We start from the raw sequence: 24,481 nt of genomic DNA on the forward strand, positions 1-24,481 counted from the left end.
GCACTACGCCTCGGGCTCCTGCGCGTCCAGCGCAGTGAGGTAGGTGCGGGCATCACCGGCGGTGGCGATGGACCCGGTGACCAACACGCCCATGCCGTCTTCGCCAGACTCTTCGGCGACCTCGCGCGCCAGTTCCACCGCCGCCGGCAGATGCGCCTCGATCCGAACGCGGTCATCACCGAACACGTCGTACGCCACCTCCGCCAGCTCGTCGACGTCCATCGCACGTGGGGATGAGTTCTGAGTAATCACTACCTCGCGCAGCTCGGGCTCCAGCGCTGTCAGCATCTGGCGTGCGTCTTTGTCCCCAAAAATCGACACCACGCCGATCAGACCCGTGTAGTTGAAGTCCCGCTCGAGTGCGGAGGCGAGGGTGCGGGCGCCGTGGGGATTATGGGCGGCGTCGATAAGCACGACCGGGTCCTTACCAAACCGCTCAATCCGCCCCGGGACCGTCACCTGGTCAAATCCCGCGCGAACGGCGTCGGCATCAAGCGGGTGCTCGCGGGTCACGCCGAAGAACGCCTCCACCGCGGCGAGCGCAAGCGACGCATTCGCCGCCTGGTGGGCGCCCGCGAGTGGGAGGAAGATGCCGTCGTACTCTCCACCGAGTCCGCGCAGCGTGAGCTGTTGGCCGCCGACGGCAACCGTGGACTTCCCTACCGAGAACTCGCTGCCGCTCCGAGCAACGATTGCCTCTGTGTCCACCGCACGCTCGAGAATCGCGTGCATTGCGTCCGGCTCCTGCTCGGCGACCACCGCAATGTTTTCCGCCGGGCTCAACGCGCTCAACGCGTCCGCCTCGCGGGGCTTAATAATCCCGGCCTTCTGTGCCGCGATCGCGGCAATGGTCTGGCCAAGGAACGCTTGGTGGTCAAGCCCGATCGGGGTAATCACGGCGACATCGGCGTCCACCACATTCGTCGCGTCCCAGGTCCCGCCCATGCCGACCTCCAGGACGGCGACGTCGACGGGCGCGTCCGCAAACGCCACGAACGCCATGGCTACGAGCACCTCAAAGCGGCTCAGCGGGGTGGCAAACTGCGCGTCGACCATTTCCACGAAGGGCTCGAGCTCGTCAAAGATTTCCGCGAAGCGTTCCGGCGCGATCTCGGCGCCGTCGATGAGCATCGTCTCGGTCACCCGCGTGAGCTCAGGGCTGGTGAACAGCCCCACGCGGTGTCCCAGTGCGCGCAGCAACGACTCGGTCATCCGCGCGGTCGACGTCTTCCCATTCGTGCCCGCGACCTGGATCACCTTCAGCGTGTGCTCGGGCGAACCGAGTAAATCCATCAATGCGGCAACGCGGTCAAGGCTCGGGTTCGGGTCGGCAGCACCGGCGCGAGCATCAAGCTTCTCGCTGACCCGCGTGAGTGCAGCGCTATCCCCGGAGTACTCAGGAACCCGACTGATCGGCTCGCCGTCGTCGCTCGCCAGCTGCCCAACGCGCATCCCCACCAGCCCAGCGAGGCGCGCAAGCTCGTCGTTCTCCGAGCCTTCCGGAGACCCGTCGGGCTCGACGCTGTCGGCGGCCCGAGTATCACCCAGATCCCGAGTACCACCCAGATTCAGCGTCATGCCACTGTCCGTCATGGAGATACGGCCGAACTCCGTGTCGCGCTCACGCACCGGCGTGAGCTCGTCACGTTCCTGCTCGTCGCCGTGGGTGGTGTTGTCGCTGTGGTCGTACTGCTCGCTCATGCGAGCCAGTCTACTTCTCCGGCAGCGTTTCCAGTCGCGCGGTCACGCGCTCGAATTCCTCTTGCGCAACCTTCTGCCGCACCTTGATCTTTTCCACGACCTGCTCCGGCGCGTTGGTCAGGAACTGCTCGTTGGACAGCTTCGCACCGGTGGTGTCCAGCTCTTTCTGCGCGGCGGCGAGCTCCTTCTCCAGGCGCTTGCGCTCGGCAGCCACGTCGACCGTGCCGGAGGTATCCAGCGCCACGTCGAGGTTGACCTGGCTCAGGCGCATCTCGATGCTTGCCGACGCAGCAAAGTCCTCACCCGGCGCCTCTACTCGAGCGATCTGGCGCACCATGTCCTCCTGGCCAGCCAGATCCGCGGACGCGAAGTCCAAGCGCGCCGGCACCTTCTGTGACGGCTTCACCCCCTGGTCGGCGCGGAAACGGCGCAGCTCGGTGATGAGCTTGATGGAGTCCTCGACGCGACGGCGCGCGTCGAGGTCCGTCTCCACACCACCGTTGGTGTCGTCTGCGGTCGGCCACGCAGCCGTGGTTACGGTCTCCTCACCGGTCAGCGCAGTCCACAGGACCTCGGTAATAAACGGCATGGTCGGGTGCAGCAGGCGCAGGACCACGTCGAGGACACGGCCCAGCACGATCTGGGTTGTGCGGCCCCGTTGCTGCTCTTCCGCTGACGCGTCAGCATCAGTACGCGGGATCTGGGTCTTGGCAATCTCGAGGTACCAGTCGCACAGCTCGTCCCAGGCGAAGTGGTAGAGCGCCTCGTTGGCCTTGGCAAACTGGTAGTCGTCCAGGTAGGCGTTGACGCGCTTGCGAAGCTCCTCGGCGCGGTCGAGGATCCAGCGGTCGGCGTCGGTAAGCGCTTGGCGTTGCGGCAGCTCACCGACACCGGCGCCGTTCATCAGCGCGAACTTCGTGGCGTTGTACAGCTTGGTGGCAAAATTGCGGGCGGCCACGGCGTGGTCGTCGCCGATGGGCAGGTCCACGCCCGGGTTCGCGCCGCGGGCCAGGGCGAAGCGCAGCGCATCCGCACCGAAGCGGCCGACCCAGTCCATCGGGTCGATGCCGTTGCCCAGGGACTTGGACATCTTGCGGCCCTTTTCGTCGCGCACCAGGCCGTGCAGGTAGAGGTCCGTGAAGGGCACCTGCGGTCGGCCGCCCTTGCCCTCGCCGAGGATTTCCGGGGTGAATTTGCCGGCGAAGGTGCCAAACATCATCATGCGCGCCACCCAGAAGAACAGAATGTCGTACGCGGTGACGAGCACGGAGGTCGGGTAGAACTTGTCCAGCTCAGGCGTCTTCTCCGGCCAGCCCATCGTGGAGAACGGCCACAGCGCGGAGGAGAACCAGGTATCCAACACGTCCGGGTCCTGCTCGTAGCCGGCGGGCGGTTCCTCGTCGGGGCCGACGCACACCACGTCGCGCTCGCCGTTTTCGTCTTCCGGCCCGTACCAGATCGGGATGCGGTGCCCCCACCACAGCTGGCGCGAGATGGTCCAGTCGTGCATGTTGTCTACCCAGTCGAAGTAGCGCTTCTCCATCGACTGCGGGTGGATCACCGTGTCGCCGTTGCGCACGGCGTCGCCGGACATCTTAGCCATCTCATCCACCTTGACAAACCACTGCAGCGACAGGCGCGGCTCGATCGGCTCGCCGGAGCGCTCCGAGTGGCCCACGGAGTGCATGTAGGGGCGGATCTCCTTGACAATGCGGCCCTGCTCCGCGAGCGCCTCGCGCACGGCGACGCGCGCTTCCTCGCGGCTCAAACCGTCGAAGCGGGTGCCAGTGTTGGCAATGCGGGCCTGCTCATCCATGATGATCGGCATGTCCAGGTTGTGGCGCAGGCCCATCTCGTAATCGTTCGGGTCGTGCGCCGGCGTGATCTTCACCGCGCCCGTGCCCAGCTCCATATCCACGTAGTCGTCGGCGATGACCTTGACCGTGAGGTCGTCGCGCAGCGGGTGGTCGAACTCCTCGCCGATGAGGTGCGCGTAACGCTCGTCGTCCGGGTGGACGGCGATCGCCACGTCACCCAGCATAGTTTCGACACGGGTGGTGGCCACGACGAGGTGCGGCGCATCGTCGTCAAGCGAGCCGTACCGGATAGAGACGAACTCGCCCTCGACGTCCTTGTACACCACCTCAATGTCCGACACCGCGGTCTCGAGCACCGGCGACCAGTTCACCAGGCGGTAGTCGCGGTACACCATGCCCTGGTCGTACAGCTGCTTGAAGATGGTCTGCACCGCCTTGGACAGCCCATCATCCAGCGTAAAGCGCTCCCGCGACCAGTCGACCGAATCGCCGATCGCCCGCATCTGCGTGGTGATCGTGCCGCCGTACTGCTGCTTCCACTCCCAGACGCGCTCGATGAACTCTTCGCGGCCGTAGTCGTAGCGGTCCTTGCCCTCCTCGGCCTTGAGCTTCGCCTCCACCTTGGTCTGCGTAGCAATGCCGGCGTGGTCCATGCCGGGCAGCCACAGCACCTCGTAGCCTTGCATGCGCTTGCGGCGCACGAGGGAATCCATCAGCGTGTGGTCGAGCGCATGGCCCATGTGCAGCTGGCCGGTCACGTTCGGCGGCGGCAGCATGATGGAGTAGGCGGGCTTGTCGGATGCGGGGTCCGCCGTGAAGTAGCCCTTGTCCACCCACTTCTCGTACAGCGTGGACTCGTGGTCCTGCGGTTCCCAGCTCTTGGGAAGGGCGTCCGCGCGGTTCTTGCCTACTAAATCATTCGTCGCTTCACTCACGGTTGCCCATCATAGCCCCCGCTCAGAACAGCGCGTCAGCCACTTCGGCTTCCTGCCTGAGCGCGTCCACGTTCGCCTGGATGCGCTCGCGCTGGAAGTCGCTCACCTCCAGCCCTGCGACGGGCTCCCACGTCCCGCCGGTCCCCACTGCCGGCACGCCGAAGACCAGGCCAGCGTCGACGCCGTATTCGCTTGTCGACGCCTGCGCCACCGTCACCCAACGCCCATCGGTCCCCTGCACCCAGTCCCGCATGTGGTCCACGGCGGCAGACGCCGCCGACGCCGCGGAGGACTTCCCGCGCACCTCGATGATCTCGCCGCCGCGCTTGGCCACGCGCGGGATGAACTCGTCGACGTACCAGTCCCGGTCCACCTTGTTGGCCAGCGGCTCGCCGTTCACGGTGGCGTAGGTGATGTCTGGGAACTGCGTGTCTGCGTGGTTGCCCCACACCACCAACCGCTCGAGCGCGGTGGAGGGCACGTCGAGGTGCTGTGCCAGCATGGACAGCGCGCGGTTGTGGTCCAAGCGCATCATCGCATTGAAGCGATCGTCGGGAATGTCCGGGGCCGACTTCGAAGCGATGTAGGCGTTAGTGTTGGCGGGGTTGCCGACGACGAGGACGCGGATGTCCTGCGCCGCGGCGTCGTTCAGCGCCTTGCCCTGCTCGATGAAAATCTTGCCGTTGGCCGCGAGCATGTCGGCGCGAGACTCGCCCTTTCCGCGCGGCTTGGCGCCGACCAGGAACGCCGCGTTCGCTCCCTCGAATGCCTTGGCCGCGTTGTCAGCGACAGTGATGGTGTTGAGCAGCGGGAGTGCAGAATCGGCGAGTTCCATCGCGGTCCCCTCCGCGGCGCGCACGGCAGCGGGGATCTCCAGCAGCGTGAGGTTGACCGGCTGGTCCTTGCCAAAGACGTCGCCGGAGGCGACACGCCAGAGCAGCGAGTAAGCAATGTTGCCTGCGGCTCCAGTGACCACAACGTTGACGGGCTGTACCGGGGATTTCGTCATCATGACTCCTTGGCTCGGATGTGTGCTCGACTGCTTGCTCGCCGTCTGAAATGGCCCTGCGATGACCCTCATGATGCAGACGACGCGATCGCATACCCGACGAGTATAGAAACGCGACGCCGGTGGGTTCTCGCGCTGCTCCCCCCATTTGGGCACAACTTTGGCTAGCTTCTGTGGTTTTCGCTTCGAATGGAGACATCGGGGGCGCATGTGGTGCACGATGGAAACGTATGACCTTGGCGTTGACGCGCACCGACCCCTGCCCGCCCTGCATGACCCGAAGGAGACCCTGTGACGCAACAGCACAAGAGCAGTGACGCGGCTGACGCAGTTGACGCAATTGACGGGGCTGCCCAGACCTTACATACGGGTGAAGCGAGGGCCGACTCCGGCGCCGCATCTTCCGATTCGCTGGACGCGGTCGTCGATACCGCGCTGCGAATGTTTTCCGCGGACGGGTTTCACGACACAAAGCTGGACGCGATTGCCAAGGAATCCGGCATGTCCAAGCGCAAGATCCACTACAACTTCGGGGACAAAAAAGGGCTGTATACGCGGGCGACGCTGCGCGCCCTCGAGCGCCTCACCCCACCCGAGCACGTGCTGAATCGCTCCTACGCTGTACCTGTCGAGGGGATGCGCAAGTTCATCGACGCGCTCTACACGGCCGTCAAGAATAACCCCGATTCCGCAGGCATCCTGCTGCGCGAGGAGTTGGACCCGGTGCTTGACGGCACCACGTCGGTACTCACCCAGCGCACCGACACCGTCGCGCTGCACCTGGAGCGCCTCCTGCTCATCGGCCAGGACTCGGGCGCGTTCCGCCCCGGAATCTCGGCCGACGACGTACTGGTGTTGCTCGTCTCGCTCAGCTTCTTCCCCACTGCCTTGGGCGACGTCTCGGAGGGGCTGCGCAGCATAAACTTTCGCTCCGAGCGCAACAACACTGGCCTGCGCAGGATGGTCATCGACGCGGTCATCGCGTTCCTGACCACCAACATTTCCCCGTCCGGGTACGACAGCTACTTGGAACCGACGCCTGCGGCGGACGCGGCGGAGTTACCCGAAGTCCACACCATCGCGGGTGTGAGCGCCGGTTACCTGGGCGACCCGGAAACGCGTATTTACTAACGCGCGCTGCGGCCGGGGCACACGGCGCACTTAGGCCGAGCGCTGCTCTTCGTCCGTCAGGTACTGCGGCTCGGCCTCGCCCCGCACCACGTCCGCGGAGATGACCACGCGGTTCACGCCCTCACGGTCGGGGAGGTCGTACATGATGGGCACCAACAACTCCTCCATGATCCCGCGCAGCCCGCGAGCGCCGGTCTTGCGTTCCGCCGCCTTGTCTGCAATGAGCCCGAGCGCCTCGCCATCCAGCTCAAGCTCGGCACCGTCCATAGCGAACAGGCGCTGATACTGCTTCACTAGGGAGTTCTTCGGCTCCGTGAGCACACGCACCATGGCGTCGCGGTCCAGGTCCTCCACGCTTGCCAGCACCGGCAGACGGCCGATGAACTCGGGGATCAGTCCAAACTTCACCAGGTCGGCCGGCTGCACCTGGGAAAGTAGGTTAGCCTCGTCGCGCTCCGCCTTCGAGTCGATCTCTGCGCCGAAACCGATCCCCTTCTTGCCCACACGCTCCGCGATGACCTTGTCCAGACCGGCGAAAGCGCCGGCCACGATGAACAGGATGTTCGTGGTATCAAGCTGAATGAATTCCTGATTCGGGTGCTTGCGCCCGCCCTGCGGCGGGACCGACGCGACCGTGCCCTCCAGGATCTTCAGCAGCGCCTGCTGCACGCCCTCGCCGGAGACGTCGCGCGTGATCGACGGGTTCTCCGACTTGCGCGAGATCTTGTCCACCTCGTCAACGTAGATGATCCCGGTCTGCGCGCGGTTGACATCAAAGTCCGCCGCCTGCAGCAGCTTCAGCAGGATGTTCTCCACGTCCTCGCCCACGTACCCGGCTTCGGTGAGGCTCGTCGCGTCCGCGATAGCAAACGGGACGTTGAGCATTCGCGCCAGCGTTTGCGCAAGGTACGTCTTACCGGAGCCGGTCGGGCCGAGCAGAAGAATGTTGGACTTGGAAATCTCCACGTCCTCCTCGCGGCGGCGCGCCGTCGATGCAAGCGACTCTGCCTTGATGCGCTTGTAGTGGTTGTACACCGCGACAGCGAGCGTCCGCTTTGCCTGGTCTTGCCCAATAACGTACTGATCCAAAAACGCCGTGATTTCGGACGGCCGCGGGAGCCGCTCCGGGTCACCAGCCTGCCCCTGCTGCGAGCTCGCGAGCTCCTCTTCGATGATCTCGTTGCACAGTTCAATGCACTCATCGCAGATGTACACACCGCCACCTGCGATGAGCTTGCGGACCTGCTTCTGGCTCTTTCCGCAAAACGAGCACTTGAGCAGATCCGATCCGTCGTGTGTTGCTGCCATGTGCGCTATTTACTCCCGTTCGTGCAATCGCCGTGCGGTCTTTCCGTGCAATATACGTGCCCCCGCCACAGACTGACCAAAAGGTTAGGTTTCAAGTGTAGTTCCTACGTCAAACCAACGGGCGCACGCCCACGCTGGTTCCCGTTTTGCGCAACAATGGTTGCCGGACCTGCATTTCAGCGGAAAGGACGCAGACAATGACTCACCTTCACGTCACCGAACACGGGGATCCGACTCGCCCGACAGTGGTGCTGCTCAGCTCCATCGCCACGACGCACGAGGCCTGGTCCAAACAAATCCCCGCCCTCGAGGGTGCCTTCCATGTCGTCACCGTGGATCACCGCGGTCACGGCAAGTCCGACAAGGCTCGGGTTGCGCCCGGGGCATCGCTTATCGACGACCTCGCGTCCGACATCCTCCACGCCCTCGACGAGGCGGGCGTGGACCGCTTCAGCATCGTCGGACTTTCGCTCGGCGGGGCGCTGGCGCAGTACATTGCCGCCACCAGCGGCCGCGTGGACAAGGCCGTGTTCGCGTGCACCGCCACCTACCTTGGTGGGCAAGACAAGTGGTCCGAGCGCACCGCTCTCTCCCGCGAGCAGGGCACAGCGGCGCTGGCTGACGGGATGATGGGCAACTGGTTCACCGACGCTTTCCGGGAATCGCACCCGGACGAGGTGCAGCGTATCCATGACATGGTGTCCGGCATCGACGGTGAAGGCTACGCGCAAAACGGCGATGCCCTGGCCAAGTGGGACTTCGCCGACCGGCTGGGCGAGATCACCTGCCCGGTGCTAACGATCGCCGGAGCACAGGACCCGTCAACGCCTCCCGCAGAGTTGGAGAAGATCGCGCGCGGTGTCGCGGGGCCGATGACGTCGGTGGTGATCGACCCTGGTTCGCACCAAGTTGGCATCGAGCGTCCCGAGGAATTCAACCGGGCCTTGACCGCGTTTCTCTAGGCCGCATCGGCTACGCTAGTAGCGTTCATCGTCGCCGGAAAGGATCTGCTCGTGAAACGCAACCGTACCCAGTCTGTTCTCGCAGCGCTCGTTGCTGCAACGGTATTGGCGGGTTGCTCGTCTTCCGAGGGCGACGAAGCTCGCCTGGCGGAGCCGGTGATCGACTTCCCCGCGACGAGCACGACGGCGTCGTCGACGAGCTCGTCGAAGACCTCTGAAAAGTCCAGCTCGGAAAAGAAGACCTCGACGAAGAAGACCTCCGAGAAGTCCACGAGCACGCGCAAGACCAGCACCCGCCGAGCTGCAAAGGACGAGGTGGAAGAGCAGGTGATCACTGAGACGGTGCCGGTGGATGACGGCTCGAATGGGTGCGCGTGGCCGGCGCAGGGCGAGGGCAGCGGCAACCAGGAGTACAGCACGTTCTGCGACGGCACCTGGGCGCGCACCATCACGCCTGAAAACGAGCAGGAGTACTTCTGGACTTCCGACGGCGGCACCTGGACCAGCGTGGACCCGACTGGGTCGAACGAGAACGGCGTGTGCTGGGCCCGCGAGCCGTTTGCGCAAGCGCCTGAGGCCGTGAAGAACGCTGTGCCGTTCTGTGCGTAATACAGGATAGTCCGCGCGCAAACAACGCCACCCGGTTCACTGCCGGGTGGCGTTGTTGTGTGCAGCGCGGGAAGCACCCGCGCGAAGCGTTAGGCGTTGAGCTTGCGGTAGTCAAAGACCTGGTCGATGATCCCGTATTCCACCGATTCCTGGGCGGTGAGGATCTTGTCGCGGTCGGTGTCCTCGCGGACCTGCTCCGCGGTGCGGCCCGTGTGGCGGGCCAGCGTGTCCTCCATGAGGCGGCGCATGCGCTCGATCTCGTTGGCCTGGATCTCCAGGTCAGAGACCTGCCCCTGGGTGCCCTGGGTGGCCGGCTGGTGGATGAGCACGCGGGAGTTGGGCAGCGCAGCGCGCTTTCCCGGGGCACCGGCGGCGAGGATCACGGCAGCTGCGGACGCGGCCTGCCCGAGGCAGACGGTCTGCACATCGGGGCGGACGTACTGCATCGTGTCGTAAATCGCCATCAGTGCGGTGAACGAGCCGCCCGGCGAGTTGATGTACATGGTGATGTCGCGGTCCGGGTCCTGCGACTCGAGGACCAGCAGCTGCGCCATGATGTCGTTGGCGGAGGTATCATCCACCTGGGTGCCCAGGAAGACGATGCGCTCTTCAAAGAGCTTGCCGTACGGGTCGATCTGCTTGGTACCAAAGGAGGTTTCCTCCAGGAACTGCGGCAGGACGTAGCGGGAGTTCGGCATCTGGAAAGTCATAAGTTCAGTCCTTTGCGTTGAGGGTGTTCCGGGTTAGTTACCAACTGGGCCGTCGGTCTGCGCAACGTTCTCAATGACGTGGTCGACGATGCCGTACTCCAACGCCTGCTGGGCGGTGAACCAGCGGTCACGGTCCGAGTCCTTGGTGATCTGCTCGAAGGTCTGGCCGGTGTGCTCGGCGATGAGCTCAGCCATCTCACGCTTGGTCTGCGCGAACTGCTCCGCCTGGATCGCAATGTCCGCCGCGGTGCCGCCGACGCCTGCGGACGGCTGGTGCATCATGATGCGCGCGTGCGGCAGCGCGTAGCGCTTGCCCTTCGTCCCGCCGGAGAGCAGGAACTGGCCCATCGACGCGGCGAGGCCCATGCCGTACGTAGCCACGTCGCACGGCGCGTACTTCATCGTGTCATAGATCGCCATGCCGGCCGTCACGGAGCCGCCGGGAGAGTTAATGTACAGCGAAATGTCGCGCGTGGGGTCCTCCGCGGACAGCAGCAGGATCTGCGCGCAAAGCTTGTTCGCAATCTCATCATCAACCTGCTGACCGAGGAAGATGATGCGTTCACGCAGCAGGCGCTCGTAGACGGAGTCTCCGAGGTTCATGCCGTTAGCTGGGGATGTCATATGACGCTCCTTTAATCCTTCGTTTCCGTTGAGTCAATGCCCCTACCCTACTCGGGGCCGCGCGCAATGTGGACCCTGTTCGCTACCGGCGTACGCGCCTCCGATTCGCGCCGCCCGCGCACGAAAAAAGCCACCGCCCGCACGTGGGGCAGTGGCTTCACTGGGCAGGGGCAGCGTATCGACGCCCCCGTGACCACTTACTTCTCTTCGGTCGCCTCAGCGGACTCGTTGGACTCTGCAGCTTCAGTGGACTCTGCAGCCTCGTCCTCATCCTCGATCTCACCGAAGTACTCGTTCGGGTCGATGGTGTTGCCGTCCTCGTCGGTAACGGAGGTGCGGCAGATGGCTGCGGCGAGGGCCTTGCCGCGACGCACGTCTGCGAACAGGTTGCCAATTTGACCGGACTGCTGCAGCTGGGCCACGAACTGGTTCGGGTCCATGCCGTAGGACTGCGCGGTGAACAGGATGTGGTCGGTGAGCTCCTCCTGGGAGACCTCCGGCTTTTCCTCCTCAGCGACGGCGTCGAGGAACAGCTGGGTGCGCACAGACTCCTCTGCCTGCTCGCGGGTCTGCTTGTCAAACTCCTCGCGGGTGGTGCCCTGTGCCTCGAGCAGCTGAGCCAGCGCGTTCTCGTCGTGCGCCATCTGGCCGAGCAGCTGGTGCAGCTGGTTGTGCGCCTGCTCCTCAACAACGGAGTCCGGCAGCTCGAAGGTGGACTCGGAGAGCGCGGCCTTGAGGACCTCGTCGCGGATGTCCGCAGCCTGCTTCGTCTTGGTGTCCTCTTCCAGCTGGGACTTGGTAGCCTCGCGCAGCTCGTCGACGGTGTCGTATGCGGAAGCTTCCTGCACGAAATCGTCGTCAAGCTCGGGGAGCTTGCGCTCCTTGGACTGCTGGACGTGGACCTTGAAGGTGGCCTCCTCACCCTTGTGCTCGCCCTGCTCGATGGTGGCGGTGAACTCGGCGTCCTCGCCGGTCTTCATGCCGCGCAGCGCGGTGTCCAGGCCCTTGACCAGGTCGTCGCTGCCGATCTGGTAGGTCAGGCCCTCGGAGGAAGCGTCCTCGAGCTTCTCGCCGTTGACGGTTGCCTCGAGGTCGATGATGGCAAAGTCATCGGTCTTCATCTTGCGCTTGGTGTCCTTGAGCTCGCCGAAGCGGGAGCGCAGGTTGTCCAGCTCTGCCTCGACGGCCTCGTCGTCGACCTTGATGGCCGGGACGGTCACAGCGATCTTGGAGAAGTCCGGCACGGTGATCTCCGGGCGGACGTCAACCTCAGCGGTGAACTCGACAACGTCGTTGTCCTCGATCTTGGTGATCTCCAGCTCCGGCTGGGCCAGCGGGGTCAGCTCGTTCTCCGCGATGGCCTGCTCGTAGCGCTGCGGCACCATGTCGTTGACAACCTGCTCGAGGATGGGGCCGCGGCCAAAGCGCGCGTCGATAAGCTGGCGCGGAGCCTTGCCACGACGGAAGCCCGGGATGTTGACCTGCTGTGCAATGGACTTGTAAGCCTGGTCAATTTCCTTACCGAGCTCGTCGAAGGGGACGCTCACGTTCAGCTTGACGCGAGTCTCACTGAGCTTATCGACGGAAGTCTTCACGAAGTAACTCCTGTACTAGTTGATTGAAAAAGATTCGTATGTGCAGCAAGCCCGCTCACGAGGAGCGGGCTTGCTCTTGTCGGGGCGACAGGATTTGAACCTGCGACCCCCTGCTCCCAAAGCAGGTGCGCTACCAAGCTGCGCCACGCCCCGCAATTTTTACGGCATGAGCTGCGGTAAAGCAGGATGGTGGGGCACCCTACCAACTCACGCCAAGCAATTGTAGCGTGCAGCGTACGCGATATGGAATTAAGGCCCCGTTAAACCGAGTGCGGTGGCGTCGACAAGCAATTACTATGGCAAAACAACAAGGAGGTAGCCATGAAACGCACTGTCGCGCTCTTTGCACTACTCCCCCTCGCTGCATGCGCGCCCAGCCAGGACCTGCGGGAGCACCTGCTTCACGACGACCCATTCACCCTCGCAGACGTCGCCCACGAGTCGACCGGCAAAACCGTCGATCGGGCGTTCGCGTGGTGCCCTTACCACGACGCGTCGCAGGCCGCGGCGCTCGGCTTTGACGAGCAAGACTTCTTCAGCATCAACCGCAACCCGAGCGCATGGGAAACCCACACCGGCATCGGGCTCATCTTTACGGATGGAAGCTCCTCCGTCGAATGGTTCGAGCCGGAAGAGATCAACGCCTGCGGAAACGGAATTGAGTCTGGGACCGAGCTCGACCCGGGCGCGGAGCTACGCACACACGTGGAAAAGGTAGAATATTCCGGATCATCTTCCGGGATTGACCAACGCGAGGTGAGGGTGCTCGAGCGTTGAGGGCGGCGTCCCGCACTACCGGTTTTACCGGGAGAAAGTGGAGGGAATGACGGGAATCGAACCCGCGTCTTCAGCTTGGAAGGCTGAGGTATTAGCCACTATACGACATTCCCATAACGCGAAATCAGCGCGAAATCGCTGTGGAAAGTGTAGCGCAGGGCCTCAGCGAAACCAAACCCGCGCCGCATACGCTGCTGCGCGATCATCCCGGCGCACATACTCTCGGTGGAAACAAACCTCGACCTCCCCAAGGATGTGACGTTCGTGTTGTGGCCGTTTGTTTTCTTGATCGTCGGCATCGCGCTGTGCGCCTTCATCGTGAACCGCAGTGGCGACGACCCGCGCGAGCGCGTGCTTTTCGACACCGCCGAGTCCGATGCAAAACGCTGGACGGACCACCTCGGCACGCAGTTGCCGGGACTCACGGGCAAGGACGAGGCGTCCCGGCAGGCGCTGGCGGACGCAAACGAGCGACACGACGCGGCGCAAAAAGCACTCGCGTACGCCCAAGCACCTGACGAGGTGCGCGCCGCCCGCAACGCGGCGCTGGAGGGCATGCACTACCTCAACGCCGCACGCGAGATCATGGGCATGGCGACGGAGTCGCCCCTCCCGAAGCTCCGGGGCCAACTCGAGGCGGGGAGAGTGGGCGAAGAACGGATGATCCGGCAGGAGGACGGGCCGACGCTGCTGGCATCACCCACGCCGTCGGTAAGCACTCCGCACTTCTACCCCGGCGGCGCGGTCGCGGGTCGCCCGGTGCCGGCCGGCTGGTACTCCGATCCGTGGTGGAAGCAGGCGCTCGTCGCGGGCACGTGGGCCGCGGGTGCTGCGGCACTCTCCTCCTCCGTGTACGCGGAGGCCGAGGAAGATCCCCGCAAGAAGATGGAGTCCGCATCTGGCAGCGGAGGCAGCGGAGGTGGCAGTGACGACTGGTCGAGCACCCCATCCTCCGGCAACGCCACCTTTGACAACGAAAGCAGGGGCGGCCGGTTCGACGTCGACGACAACCGGGGGCGCGGCGACGACGGAAGTGACGGCGACAGTGGCGGGGGCGGCTGGTTCGGCGGCTTCTTCGGCGGAGACGGCGGTGACGGGGGCGGCGACGGCGGTGGCGGGGACTAACACGCAGATAGCCAAAGCCCTGCCCGACCAGTGAGCTGTGTGCGATAAACTGCTTGACGTTCAACCGCCCTATATATAAGGAGCCGCAGTGCGCATTGCAGTGTTGCTGAAAGAAGTCCCGGACACCTACAGCGACCGCGACATGAACCTGGAGACCGGTCTCACCGACCGCTCGGGGGACGTCGCCGCCGACGAGGTTGGCGAGCGCGCGGTGGAGGCCGCGCTGCGCATTGCGGAGAAGCTGGGGAAAGACGACGTTCAGGTCGAGGTCCTTTCGGTCGGTCCCGCACAGGCGGCGGAGTCCGTGCGCCGGGGGATCGCGATGGGCGCGCAGGAAGCGACGATGGTGACGGATGACCGCCTCGTCGGCGCGGACACGACGATGACGGCGACGGTGCTGGCAAAGCTGATCGAGCGCGGTGACTACGACCTCGTCGTTGCGGGCACGATGAGCTCGGACGGCGGCTCGGGTGTGATCGCCCCGATGCTGGGCGAGCTGCTGAACTGGCCCGCGCTGACCAATCTCACCTCGCTCGATGTGGACGGTGACACCGTCACCGCGACGCAGGCGGGCGATCACGCGACGTCGACGCTGCGCGCGCAGCTGCCCGCAGTTCTCGCGGTTTCCGACGAGTTCGCGGACGCGCGCTTCCCCAACTTCAAGGGCCTCATGGCGGCGAAGAAGAAGGAGCTCACCACGCTCACGCTCGATGACCTTGGGGTTGACGCCGAGGATTACACTCCGGCCCGCGCCATCATGGTGAGTATTGACCGCCGCCCGCCGCGCGAGCAGGGTGAGATCATCGACGCGTCGAGCTCGTCCGCCGCCAAGCTGGTCGATTTCCTCGAGTCTCAGAACCTTATCTAGTTAGGAGCCCACCATGACCACCACAGATCCGGTTCTCGTCGTCCTGCCCGACACGCTCGACGGCCAGCCCGACCCCGCAGCCGCAGAGCTCATCGGCGCTGCTAGCACGCTCGGCGCCCCGGTTGTCCTCGCCCGCAGCGCCGACCACGCCGACGCCCTCGGCGGTCTCGGGGCGACCAAGGTCGCGACCTCGGAGCTTTCGCTTATCGACGCCACCGTGGCCGCCATCGATACGTTCAACCCCCAGGCTATTCTCACCGCCCACGACGTGCGCGGCCGCGACCTGGCCGCCCGCGTGGCCATCCGCGCCGGACGCGCGCTGCTCACCGACGCTACGAACGTCCGGCGCGACGACCAGGGCATCGTCACCGACCACTCCAACTACGGCGGCGCGTTCACCGCCGTCGCTGCCGCCACCCACTCCGCGCCGGTGGTCACGCTGCGTCTGGGCAGCGTCGACACGCGCGCGGCAGCCACGAACGCGGAGGTCATCGAGGTCACCGGTGACGCACGCGAGCGCCGCGTCGCTGAGGTCGTCGAGTCGACCCCGGTGGAGCGCACCTCCTCCCGCCCGGAGCTGACCACGGCGGACAAGGTCGTCGCCGGCGGCGTCTCGCTTGGCGACGCCGACATGTTCGAGGAGCTCGTCGGCGGCCTCGCGGACGCCCTGGGCGCCGCCGTCGGCGCGACCCGCTCCGCGGTGGACGAGGACCAAGTCCCCTACGAGGCGCAGATCGGTCAGACCGGTGTGCTGGTGTCCCCGAAGCTGTACATCGGCGTGGGCATCTCCGGCGCCGTGCAGCACCTGGTGGGCATGCAGACCTCCGGCACCATCGTTGCCATCAACAATGACGAAGACGCCCCCATCTTTGAGATCGCCGACTTTGGCATTATCGGCGACCTCTTCGATGTGGTGCCCGAGATCATCTCCGAGATCGAGTCCAGGAAGTAGGCGCTCTATGCAGGTACCCGTACGTCAGGGCCTGCCCCGCGTTTCCGGCGGGGCACCGTGGCCGCCGGTGGAAGTTGCGGAGGTGCCGGAGCCCAAGGGCGGCGCGTCGACACATTCCGCACAGGCGGAAGACCCGGCACCGAACCCAGCTCACTCTGCGGCCGCAGAGTACGTCACCGTCCCGCTGCGACGCGGTCTGCCCCGCACCCCGGGCGGCCAACCCTGGCCCGCAGCGGAAACCGCCCAGGTCCCAGCACCGAAGATTTCCGCACAAGCGGAAGCACCGGCACCGGAGGCGGATCACTCTGCGGCCGCAGAGTACGTCACCGTTCCGTTGCGCCGCGGCCTGCCCCGCACCCCGGGCGGCCAACCCTGGCCCGCAGCGGAAACCGCCCAGGTCCCGGCACAGGCGGAAGCACCTGCACCGGACGCGGATAATTCTGCGGCCAAAGAGCCGGCAGCGCCGGCAGAGTCGACAGAGTCGGCAGCGCACGTCACCCCGGCGGCACCCGCAACACCTGCCACACCCGCAACTCCTGTCGCTGCCGCCGGGTCGACGGCGAAGCGTGCGGGGGGTGGCACGGAGGCGTCGAAAAGCACTCCGCACAGCACTAAACCCTGGCTGTGGGGCGGTATCCTTGTTGTGCTTGCGGCGATTGGGGTGCTGGCTGCGCGCTGGTTCGTCGGGACGGACACGGGCGCGGACTTCATTGCGCGCTACAGCGGCGCGCAGCCGCTGCCGGAAAGCGCGCCGGAGGGCTTCCCCGCGTGGCTGACGTGGTCGCACTTCTTCAACATGTTCCTCATGGCCATGATCATCAAGACTGGTCTGACGCAGCGTCGCGAGAAGAAGCCGGAGGCGTACTGGGCGCCGCGGAGCAGGCCGCGCGAGAAGATTTCGGTGAACCTGTGGCTGCACATCGTGCTGGATCTGGCGTGGATTGTGCTGGGCGTGATCTTCTACGTCCTGCTTTTTGCCACCGGCCAGTGGATGCGAATCGTACCCACGAGCTGGGAGACCTTCCCCAACGCGGTGTCGGCGGGTATCCAATACCTGAGCCTGGATTGGCCGAACGAGAACCCGTGGGTGTTCTACAATTCCCTGCAGGAGCTGTCGTACTTCCTGGTGGTGTTCGTGGCGTCGCCGCTGGCGATCATCTCGGGTGCGCGCATGAGCCCGCTGTGGCCGAGGCAGTGGAACTTCATTTCCATGCGCGTGGCTCGCGCGCTCCACTTCCCCACCATGCTGTTCTTCGTCCTGTTCGTGATCATCCACGTCGCGCTCGTATTCACCACGGGCGTGCGCGGCAACCTCAACGCGATGTTCGCCGCCACCGACGACCCGACCGGGTGGACGGGCACGATCCTCTTCGTCATCGCCATCGCGGTCATCGCGGGCGGTTGGGCGCTCGCCCGGCCGATGTTCGTCGCGCCCATCGCGGCACGCACCGGCAACGTGACGCAGCGCTAGGGGCATTCGCTTATCGACGCCCCCGTCACCCCGCCCGACTACGATGTCGGCCATGACGGAAACGATTCCCGAGCTCAAGCTCAACGACGGCACCCTGATCCCCCAACTCGGCTACGGGCTGCACCGCGTCGACCCGGCCCGCGCTGAGGAACTCACCCTCGCCGCGCTCGAGGCCGGGTACAGGCACCTGGACACCGCCTTCATCTACCACAACGAGGAGGGCGTTGGCCGCGCTATTGCCGCCTCCGGCGTGCCCCGCGACGAGCTGTACGTGACCACGAAACTGTGGAACGACCGGCACCGCGACGCCGACGCGGCGCTGTCCGAGTCCCTCGAGCGCCTGGGGTTGGACCACGTGGACCTGTACCTGATCCACTGGCCGGTCCCCTCGGAGGGCGCCTACGTGGACGCGTGGAGATCCATGGTCCAGCTGCGCGAGCAAGGGTTGACCACCTCAATCGGCGTCTCGAACTTCCTCCCCAGCCACATCCACGACCTCGAGATGGCCACCGACGTCACCCCGGCGGTCAACCAGGTCGAGCTGCACCCGCTGTTCCAGCGGTGGAAGGAGCTCGACGCGATGCGGGTACACGGGGTGGCCATCGAGGGGTGGGCGCCGCTGGGCGGCGGCAACCTGGACCTTTCCGACTACCCGGAGATCACCGACGCCGCCGAGGCGCACGGGAAGACGCCCGCCCAGGTGGTGCTGCGCTGGCACCTGCAGAACCGGGTGATCGTCTTCCCCAAGACCAACTCGCCGGAGCGCATGGCGGAGAACCTGGACATCTTCAACTTCGAGCTCAGCCACGACGAGATGGCCGCCATGATTGCGCTTGACGAGGAGGAGTTCGGCCGATTCGGGCCGCACCCCGCGCACTACGCGGACATGTAGCCTTCAATTCCCAGCGCCGCGAGCTCGGCGCACAGGGCGTCGATCTGCGCTGGCGTGTGCGTCGCCATAAGGGTAACGCGCAGGATCGCCTGCCCGCGGGCCACGGTGGGCCAACGGATGGCGGGCACGATAAACCCGCGCTCGAGCAGCTGAGCAGACGCCCGCATCGCGGCGTCCTCCTCGCCCACGTGGACCGGGATGATGGGGCCGGCGCCCGCGGGATCGATCGCGCCTTCGCCGCGGTTGGCGTACCAGCGGGCGATATTGGCGTGCAGGCGCTGCACCGGCTTGGGATCGGATTCGAGGACCTCGACCGCGGCGGTGATCGCCGCGCAGGTCGCCGGCGCCGGTGAGGTGGAAAAGACGAAGGAGCGCGCCTGCTGGCGCAGGAGTTGGGCAACCGGCGCGCTGGGTGCGACGGCTGCGCCCTCCGCCCCGAGCGCCTTGCTGGCGGTCATGAGCTGGATGTCGGGGCGCACACCGAAGTACTCGGGTAGGCCGCGGCCGGTGGCGCCGATGGTGCCGATGGCGTGGGCGTCGTCAAGCATGCTCCAGGCGCCGTGTTCCCGGCAGACCTCGAGCAGTGCGGGCAGCGGCGCGCAGACGCCGTCCATGGAGAACAGGCCGTCGGTGACCACGAGCGCGTGGGCGGTCGTGCGCTGGGACAGGGCGCGGGCGACGGCCCCGACGTCGCGATGCGGGGTGACGCGGACCTCGGCGCCGCTGGCTTTGGCTAGGCGGCAGCCGTCGATGATACTGGCGTGGTTGCGCGCGTCCGAGACGATCGTGAGGCCGCCCGCGCTCGCGCACGCGGCAGCGAGGGCTTGGAGGGTGGACACGTTGGCCTGGTAGCCGGTGGCAAACAGGACAGCGTCGTCGTAGCCGGTCAGGCGCGCGCACGCGGCCTCGGTGGCCAGGTGGAGCTCGTTGGTACCGGTGGTGAGGCGGGAGCCGCCCGAGCCCGCACCATAGGTGCGGATCGCGGCGATGGCGGCGTCGGCCAGGCGCGGATCCTCCGCGAGACCCAAGTAGTTCGAGGAGCTGAACAGGACCGCGTCGGTGCGGTGTGCCCCGTCCCGGAGGCTCGCCTCGACGCGCTGGGCGGTGGCGAAGACGGACGGGCTGCGCCACAGGCCGCGGGCGCACCAGTCATCGAGGTTGGCGGCGGCGACGTCGGTAAGCGTCTCGGGCCGCGTTGGCTGGCCGGGGGTCACTGCGCGTCCTCCTGCGACGGAACGCGCACCAACACCGGTTCTCGCTCCAGGTAGCGGATGAGCGCGGCGGTGTCGGCGCCCTCGCGGACGAGGAAGGCGCGCGCACCCGCGGGCGAGCCGGCCGGCTTGATGTTGGGGATGCGCGTGTACGTGCCGGCGTGGGCGACGTAGCCGGTGGTGTAGTCGGGGTCATCGGAGATGCACAGCTCCGCGAGCACGTCGGGGTGCGCGGCGACCTTGCTGCTGAGGACGAGCGCCTCGCGGGCGGCGTCCTTGCCGGGCGCGACTGTGGTGCAGGTGGCGTCCACGGCGTCCACGTGGCTCACGCGTACGCCGCGCTCGCGGTCGGGTTCCAGCCGCGCGCCGGTGCCCGCGCACACGAGCATGGCGCCGCGCATGTCCCGTGCAGCGAACGTGCCGCGGACCAGGGCGTCGGCGTGCGGGGTCAGCGGCGCGAGCAGCGCGCGGATCACCTGCTGCGCCTCACCTGGGTGGGCGCACTCCGCCACCTCCACGGCGAGCGCGGGGACGCGCCGGATCGCTTCGGGGTCGAGTGCTTCCACCGTGAGGTGCGTTTCGGCCGCCACGCCCTTGGGGTGGTCCAGCGCGCGCTGCGCAAGCTGCGCGCAGGTGGACGACACGCGCTCTGCGGGCACGATGCGCTCCGCGCCAGAGATGTGTCGGCCGTTGGAGCTCGCGCGCATGCGCACCGAAAAGTAGGTCATGTGACCCAACCTACACGCCGCCTTGTACAGTGTTCAATATCGCCACCAGCTGCAGCAATGAAAGGCTCCCATGACGCCCGACGAGATCACCGCGATCGACACCGCGCACATCTGGCACCCCTACGCCGCGCCCGGCTCCGGCAACCTCCCCGTCGTCCGGACCCACGGCGTCTCCCTCGAGCTCGCCGACGGGCGCACGCTTATCGACGCCATGTCGTCCTGGTGGGCCGCAGCCCACGGACACGGACACCCCCGCCTGGTCCGCGCCGCCCACGAACAGATCGACCGCATGTCGCACGTGATGTTCGGCGGGCTCACCCACGAACCGGCAGCGCGCCTCACCCAAAACCTCCTCGAGCTGACCAGCGGCGAGGCGGGCCCGAACTACAGCCGCGTCTTCCTCGCGGACTCCGGCTCGGTGTCGGTGGAGGTGGCCATCAAGATGGCGCTGCAGTACGCCCGCGGCACCGGACACCCGGAGCGCAATCGGCTGCTCACGTGGCGCTCCGGCTACCACGGCGACACCTTCGCCGCAATGAGCGTGTGCGACCCCGACGGTGGCATGCACTCCATGTGGAAGGGCGTGCTCGCCGAGCAGCGCTTCGCCCCCGCCCCGCCGGTACGCGGCGCGAGCGAGGACGCACGCGCCGCGTACCTCGCCGAGTTTGAGCAGCTCATCACCGACGACGTCGCCGCTGTGGTGATCGAGCCCGTCGTCCAAGGTGCCGGCGGCATGCGCTTCCACGACGCTGAGCTGGTCCGCGGCGTGCGCGAGCTCTGCACGAAGCATGGCGCACTCCTGCTAGCAGACGAAATTGCCACCGGCTTCGGGCGCACCGGTCAGCTCTTCACCACCCTCGACAACGGCGTGGTCCCCGACATCCTGTGCGTGGGCAAGGCGATCACGGGCGGGTTCATGACGCTCGCCGCGGTGCTCACCACCGACGAGGTCGCAGCCGGCATGGAGCCGTCGGCGATCATGCACGGGCCAACGTTCATGGGCAACCCGCTCGCCTGCGCCGTGGCCGCCGAGGCGACCGACATCATCACCGAGGGCGACTGGCGCGAGCAGACTCGCAACATCGAAACCTGGCTTACCCAGGCACTTGCGCCCGCGCGCGACATCGCCGGCGTCGCCGACGTGCGGGTTCTCGGCGCGATCGGCGTGGTGGAGATGGCGTTCGACGTGGACATGGCCGCCACCACGCAGGCCGCGGTAGACCAGGGCGTGTGGATCAGGCCGTTCGGGCGCAACATCTACACCATGCCGCCGTTTGTATGCACCGAGGACCAGGTCCGGCAGATCGGTCGGGCCGTCGTCGCGGCCGCTGACGCGGCCGCAGCCGCACACAAGGAAACACAGGAGCAGGACCAATGATTGTTGTCATCACCGGTACAAACACTGACGTGGGCAAGACCATCGCCACCGCGGCGCTCGCATCGGCGTGGCAGGCGGATGGGACGGCCGTGCGCGTGGCCAAACCGCTGCAGACCGGAGAGCCGGACGGCTCCGGCGACGCCAACACGGTCGAACGTCTCACCGGCGTGGCCACGCACGAGTACGTCCGCTTCCCCGAGCCGCTCGCCCCCAACTTGTCGGCCCGGCGCGCCGGCATGCAGGTCCCGCCGCTGGGCGAGGTCTGCGATTGGATCCGGGCGCTCGACGCCGAGGACGGCGGCCGCGGCGTCACCCTCGTGGAGGGCGCGGGCGGCCTGCTGGTGCGGCTTGCAGACGACTACACCATCGCCGACATCGCCGCCGAGCTGGACGCACCCGTCGTTGTCGTGACCTCGCTGGGCTTGGGCAGCCTCAACGCCGCGGAACTGACGGTGCGCGAGGCGACGCGCCGCGGTGTGCGCGTCGCCGGGCTTATCGGCGGCATGCTGCCCGCGGAGCCGGACTTGGCGACGCGGCTCAACCTTGAGGAGCTGCCCGTGGTCACGGGCGTGAACGTCTGGGCAAGTATCCCCGCCGGCTCTGGCGCGCTGGAGCGCGATGCGTTTGCGCGGATGGCCGGGGCACTCGGCGTTCCCGCGCCGCCGCGGTAGCTCGGTCTAGAGCGGGCGGCCGACCTCGGATTGGGCGATCTCCTCCGCGTGGCGGATCACCTTGGCCAGCGCCGCCGCGACGTCGGCCGCCCGCTCGCCGCTCAGGATGTCCTTGCGCACTTCGATCATCACGCCCAGCGCCTTCATGTTCTGGGTGAACTCGACGGGGATGTACACGCCGGTGAACGGGGTATTGCGCTCCACGTTGAACCCGGCGGCGGTGAACTCGCGGTCGGTCACGTCCGCAAGCAGCGCCGGGGTATGGATCGAGTGGGTGCCGATGCAGATGTCCGGCAGCAGCGTGCCGGGGTGGATCTGGTACTCGTCGGGCTGGTTGGAGTAGGAGTGCACGTCCACGATCACCGCGCCGTCGAGGGCGTCCAGGCGACCGCGGGTGAGCTCGGTGACGGCCTCTGCGTAGGGCTCGTAGTACTTCGCGCGCAGTTCGGTGGTGTCAAAGCCCGCGGGGCGCAGCAGGTTGCCGTCGCCAAGCTTCATGTAGACGGCGCCGCGGCCTGAGGCGTCCATCGAGTCGCGCTCGTTGGAGAACCGCCCCGGGTCCGCCACCAGGCGCGACAGGTTGTTCACGATCATCCACGCGTCCACCCCGGACTGCTCGCGGGCGGCGGTGGCGAGCTCAAGCGTGCCGTCGTCCGTCACGCGGTCGAGCTCCTGCGCCAGCTGCGCGTCGGTGGCGACGAAGTCAGCGGCCACCTCCTCGGGGATCTCGCGCGAGGAGTGCGGGACGTGGATAATCACGGGGCATGCGGCCCCGCCCTGCGTAATGATGTAGTGCTCGGGCTGTGCGCTCATGCACAGAAGCGTAACCGGGATTTTAGGATTGCGCTGGGTTACCCGGCACCTCCGGAGCCACACCGGTCTCTTCGTACTTCGCCAGGATGTCAATGCGGCGCTGGTGGCGCTCCTCCTCGCTCCATGGCTGGGCGACGAAGGCGTCGACGATCTTCAGCGCCTCCTCCTCGGTGTGCATGCGCCCACCGATGCCGATGAGCTGGGCGTTGTTGTGCTCGCGTGCCAGCTTCGCGGTCTCCTCGGACCAGGCCAGGGCGCAGCGCGCGCCCTTCACTTTGTTCGCGGCGATCTGCTCGCCGTTGCCGGAGCCGCCCAGCACGATGCCGAGCGAGCCTGGGTTCGCCACCACTGCCTCAGCGGCGGCGATGCAAAACGCCGGGTAGTCATCGGCGGCATCGTACTCGTGGGCGCCGCAGTCGATGACCTCGTGGCCTGCGTGCTCCAGGTGGGCTTTGATCTGGTTCTTTCGCTCGAAACCTGCGTGGTCTGCTCCAAGGTAAATTCGCATGTGCACAAGCCTACCTGCCGCCCGGCCCGGCCAGGGCCCCTACGCCTGTTCGCGGACCTGCGGGTCCTCAGTGCGCGAGCGCTTCAGCTCGAAGAAGTAGGGGAAGGAGGCGAGGGACACGGAGGCGTCGAAAAGCTTGCCCGCCTCCTCGCCCTTGGGCACGCGGGTGATCACTGGGCCGAAGAAGGCGGTGTCGCCGAGCTTGACCACGGGCGTGCCGACCTCGTCGCCGACGTTGTCCATGGCCTGCTGGTGGTAGGCGCGCAGCTGGTCGTCGACGACCTCGGAGTTGGCCACATCCGCCAGCTGCGGCGGCAGACCGACCGCGTCGAGGGCCACGCCGATGATCTCGTCGTAGCCGCCAAAGCCTTGCTTGCCGCCCTGGCCCTCGGTGTGCACGAGCGTGCCCATCATCGTGTACAGCTCGTCGATCTTGTCGGGGAATTCGTCCTTCACCTTGGTGAACACGCGGGCCGGGCCCCAGTTCGCCTCCATCATGCGGGCGTAGGACTCCGAGAGGTCGCGGCCGTCATTGAGCACGCTCAGGGACATCGGCACCCACTCGACCTCGATGTCGCGCACCTGCTCGACCTCCTTGATCCAGCGGGAGGTCAGCCAGCAAAATGGGCAAGAAACATCGAACCAAAAAGTGACTTGTTGGGTCATTACATTCTCCTTCGTGTGAG

General features: G+C 66.3%; 23 protein-coding genes and 2 tRNA genes. 11 read left to right on the forward strand and 14 right to left on the reverse strand.

Annotated elements, in window-relative coordinates; all coding sequences use genetic code 11:
- Positions 1-3: 3 nt before the first annotated feature.
- Genes OVO38_RS06910 through OVO38_RS06920 form a run of 3 tightly spaced genes read right to left on the reverse strand, consistent with a single transcriptional unit; the run spans position 4 to position 5,465 of the window.
- Positions 4-1,701 carry a bifunctional folylpolyglutamate synthase/dihydrofolate synthase gene (locus OVO38_RS06910; RefSeq protein ID WP_240510487.1) on the reverse strand — a complete coding sequence of 566 codons (1,698 nt, stop codon included), beginning with the start codon at positions 1,699-1,701 and terminating at the stop codon, positions 4-6.
- A 10-nt stretch (positions 1,702-1,711) separates the two neighbouring features.
- On the reverse strand, positions 1,712-4,453 hold the full coding sequence (locus OVO38_RS06915; RefSeq protein WP_267208066.1) for a valine--tRNA ligase: 2,742 nt from the start codon (positions 4,451-4,453) through the stop codon (positions 1,712-1,714).
- A gap of 22 nt (positions 4,454-4,475) precedes the next feature.
- Positions 4,476-5,465 (reverse strand): malate dehydrogenase, encoded by a 990-nt coding sequence (locus OVO38_RS06920; protein ID WP_369825021.1) that lies wholly within the window; start codon positions 5,463-5,465, stop codon positions 4,476-4,478.
- Between the two features lie 288 nt (positions 5,466-5,753).
- Here OVO38_RS06920 and OVO38_RS06925 point away from each other — a divergent pair, with 288 nt between their 5' ends.
- The gene (locus OVO38_RS06925; protein ID WP_095553612.1) at positions 5,754-6,593 is read left to right on the forward strand and encodes a TetR/AcrR family transcriptional regulator; all 840 of its coding nucleotides are present in this window, start codon (positions 5,754-5,756) and stop codon (positions 6,591-6,593) included.
- 30 nt (positions 6,594-6,623) lie between these two features.
- On the opposite strand, the gene clpX is transcribed toward OVO38_RS06925, so the two are convergent.
- A complete protein-coding gene (gene clpX / locus OVO38_RS06930; protein ID WP_267208067.1) occupies positions 6,624-7,901 on the reverse strand; it encodes an ATP-dependent Clp protease ATP-binding subunit ClpX in 1,278 nt (425 codons plus the stop codon).
- A gap of 197 nt (positions 7,902-8,098) precedes the next feature.
- Here clpX and OVO38_RS06935 point away from each other — a divergent pair, with 197 nt between their 5' ends.
- Complete coding sequence (locus OVO38_RS06935; protein ID WP_095547418.1) at positions 8,099-8,863, forward strand: alpha/beta fold hydrolase; 765 nt, start codon at positions 8,099-8,101, stop codon at positions 8,861-8,863.
- 51 nt (positions 8,864-8,914) lie between these two features.
- Positions 8,915-9,472, forward strand: coding sequence for a hypothetical protein (locus OVO38_RS06940; protein WP_095553613.1), 558 nt, complete (start codon positions 8,915-8,917; stop codon positions 9,470-9,472).
- Between the two features lie 89 nt (positions 9,473-9,561).
- On the opposite strand, the gene OVO38_RS06945 is transcribed toward OVO38_RS06940, so the two are convergent.
- The 4 genes from OVO38_RS06945 to OVO38_RS06960 all read right to left on the reverse strand — a co-directional run bounded on the left by OVO38_RS06945 (position 9,562) and on the right by OVO38_RS06960 (position 12,554).
- Positions 9,562-10,182: an ATP-dependent Clp protease proteolytic subunit gene (locus tag OVO38_RS06945; RefSeq protein WP_095275433.1), complete on the reverse strand. Its 621-nt coding sequence runs from the start codon at positions 10,180-10,182 to the stop codon at positions 9,562-9,564.
- A 33-nt stretch (positions 10,183-10,215) separates the two neighbouring features.
- On the reverse strand, positions 10,216-10,806 hold the full coding sequence (locus OVO38_RS06950; protein ID WP_095275432.1) for an ATP-dependent Clp protease proteolytic subunit: 591 nt from the start codon (positions 10,804-10,806) through the stop codon (positions 10,216-10,218).
- Positions 10,807-11,003: 197 nt separating this feature from the next.
- A complete protein-coding gene (gene tig, locus OVO38_RS06955; protein WP_095535397.1) occupies positions 11,004-12,401 on the reverse strand; it encodes a trigger factor in 1,398 nt (465 codons plus the stop codon).
- Between the two features lie 79 nt (positions 12,402-12,480).
- Positions 12,481-12,554 (reverse strand) — tRNA-Pro (locus OVO38_RS06960).
- Between the two features lie 168 nt (positions 12,555-12,722).
- On the opposite strand from OVO38_RS06960, the gene OVO38_RS06965 reads away from it, so the two are divergent.
- Complete coding sequence (locus tag OVO38_RS06965) at positions 12,723-13,178, forward strand: hypothetical protein (RefSeq protein ID WP_267208068.1); 456 nt, start codon at positions 12,723-12,725, stop codon at positions 13,176-13,178.
- Between the two features lie 38 nt (positions 13,179-13,216).
- Here the strand turns inward: OVO38_RS06965 and OVO38_RS06970 are convergent.
- A tRNA-Gly gene (locus OVO38_RS06970) sits at positions 13,217-13,291 on the reverse strand.
- A 112-nt stretch (positions 13,292-13,403) separates the two neighbouring features.
- On the opposite strand from OVO38_RS06970, the gene OVO38_RS06975 reads away from it, so the two are divergent.
- The 5 genes from OVO38_RS06975 (at position 13,404) to OVO38_RS06995 (ending at position 18,486) form a co-directional block, all read left to right on the forward strand.
- Positions 13,404-14,303 (forward strand): DUF1542 domain-containing protein, encoded by a 900-nt coding sequence (locus OVO38_RS06975; RefSeq protein WP_267208069.1) that lies wholly within the window; start codon positions 13,404-13,406, stop codon positions 14,301-14,303.
- 88 nt (positions 14,304-14,391) lie between these two features.
- A complete protein-coding gene (locus OVO38_RS06980) occupies positions 14,392-15,171 on the forward strand; it encodes an electron transfer flavoprotein subunit beta/FixA family protein (RefSeq protein ID WP_267208070.1) in 780 nt (259 codons plus the stop codon).
- A gap of 13 nt (positions 15,172-15,184) precedes the next feature.
- The gene (locus tag OVO38_RS06985) at positions 15,185-16,123 is read left to right on the forward strand and encodes an electron transfer flavoprotein subunit alpha/FixB family protein (RefSeq protein ID WP_095553619.1); all 939 of its coding nucleotides are present in this window, start codon (positions 15,185-15,187) and stop codon (positions 16,121-16,123) included.
- Positions 16,124-16,130: 7 nt separating this feature from the next.
- Positions 16,131-17,594: a cytochrome b/b6 domain-containing protein gene (locus tag OVO38_RS06990; protein ID WP_267208072.1), complete on the forward strand. Its 1,464-nt coding sequence runs from the start codon at positions 16,131-16,133 to the stop codon at positions 17,592-17,594.
- Between the two features lie 52 nt (positions 17,595-17,646).
- Positions 17,647-18,486, forward strand: coding sequence for an aldo/keto reductase (locus tag OVO38_RS06995; protein WP_267208073.1), 840 nt, complete (start codon positions 17,647-17,649; stop codon positions 18,484-18,486).
- Here OVO38_RS06995 and OVO38_RS07000 read toward each other — a convergent pair.
- Both OVO38_RS07000 and OVO38_RS07005 read right to left on the reverse strand, forming a co-directional pair.
- On the reverse strand, positions 18,471-19,700 hold the full coding sequence (locus OVO38_RS07000) for an aminotransferase class I/II-fold pyridoxal phosphate-dependent enzyme (RefSeq protein WP_267208074.1): 1,230 nt from the start codon (positions 19,698-19,700) through the stop codon (positions 18,471-18,473). The genes OVO38_RS06995 and OVO38_RS07000 overlap by 16 nt on opposite strands.
- Positions 19,697-20,425 carry a 6-carboxyhexanoate--CoA ligase gene (locus OVO38_RS07005; RefSeq protein WP_267208075.1) on the reverse strand — a complete coding sequence of 243 codons (729 nt, stop codon included), beginning with the start codon at positions 20,423-20,425 and terminating at the stop codon, positions 19,697-19,699. The genes OVO38_RS07000 and OVO38_RS07005 overlap by 4 nt, the downstream gene beginning before the upstream one ends.
- 70 nt (positions 20,426-20,495) lie before the next feature.
- Here OVO38_RS07005 and OVO38_RS07010 point away from each other — a divergent pair, with 70 nt between their 5' ends.
- Positions 20,496-21,803: an adenosylmethionine--8-amino-7-oxononanoate transaminase gene (locus OVO38_RS07010; RefSeq protein WP_267208076.1), complete on the forward strand. Its 1,308-nt coding sequence runs from the start codon at positions 20,496-20,498 to the stop codon at positions 21,801-21,803.
- Complete coding sequence (gene bioD, locus OVO38_RS07015; RefSeq protein WP_239215112.1) at positions 21,800-22,474, forward strand: dethiobiotin synthase; 675 nt, start codon at positions 21,800-21,802, stop codon at positions 22,472-22,474. The genes OVO38_RS07010 and bioD overlap by 4 nt, the downstream gene beginning before the upstream one ends.
- Before the next feature lie 6 nt (positions 22,475-22,480).
- Here the strand turns inward: bioD and OVO38_RS07020 are convergent, their stop codons facing one another.
- From OVO38_RS07020 to OVO38_RS07030, 3 genes are read right to left on the reverse strand one after another with little or no spacing between them, the layout of a single operon-like run.
- Positions 22,481-23,287 (reverse strand): N-formylglutamate amidohydrolase, encoded by an 807-nt coding sequence (locus tag OVO38_RS07020; RefSeq protein WP_267208077.1) that lies wholly within the window; start codon positions 23,285-23,287, stop codon positions 22,481-22,483.
- Positions 23,288-23,309: 22 nt separating this feature from the next.
- Entirely contained in the window at positions 23,310-23,795 is a 486-nt protein-coding gene (locus OVO38_RS07025) for a ribose-5-phosphate isomerase (RefSeq protein ID WP_095275570.1), read from the reverse strand.
- 39 nt (positions 23,796-23,834) lie between these two features.
- Positions 23,835-24,461 carry a DsbA family protein gene (locus tag OVO38_RS07030; protein ID WP_267208078.1) on the reverse strand — a complete coding sequence of 209 codons (627 nt, stop codon included), beginning with the start codon at positions 24,459-24,461 and terminating at the stop codon, positions 23,835-23,837.
- Positions 24,462-24,481: the final 20 nt, after the last annotated feature.

It is taken from the genome of Corynebacterium sp. Marseille-P8863 (assembly GCF_946902955.1).
Taxonomy (GTDB): Bacteria; Actinomycetota; Actinomycetes; order Mycobacteriales; family Mycobacteriaceae; genus Corynebacterium; species Corynebacterium gottingense.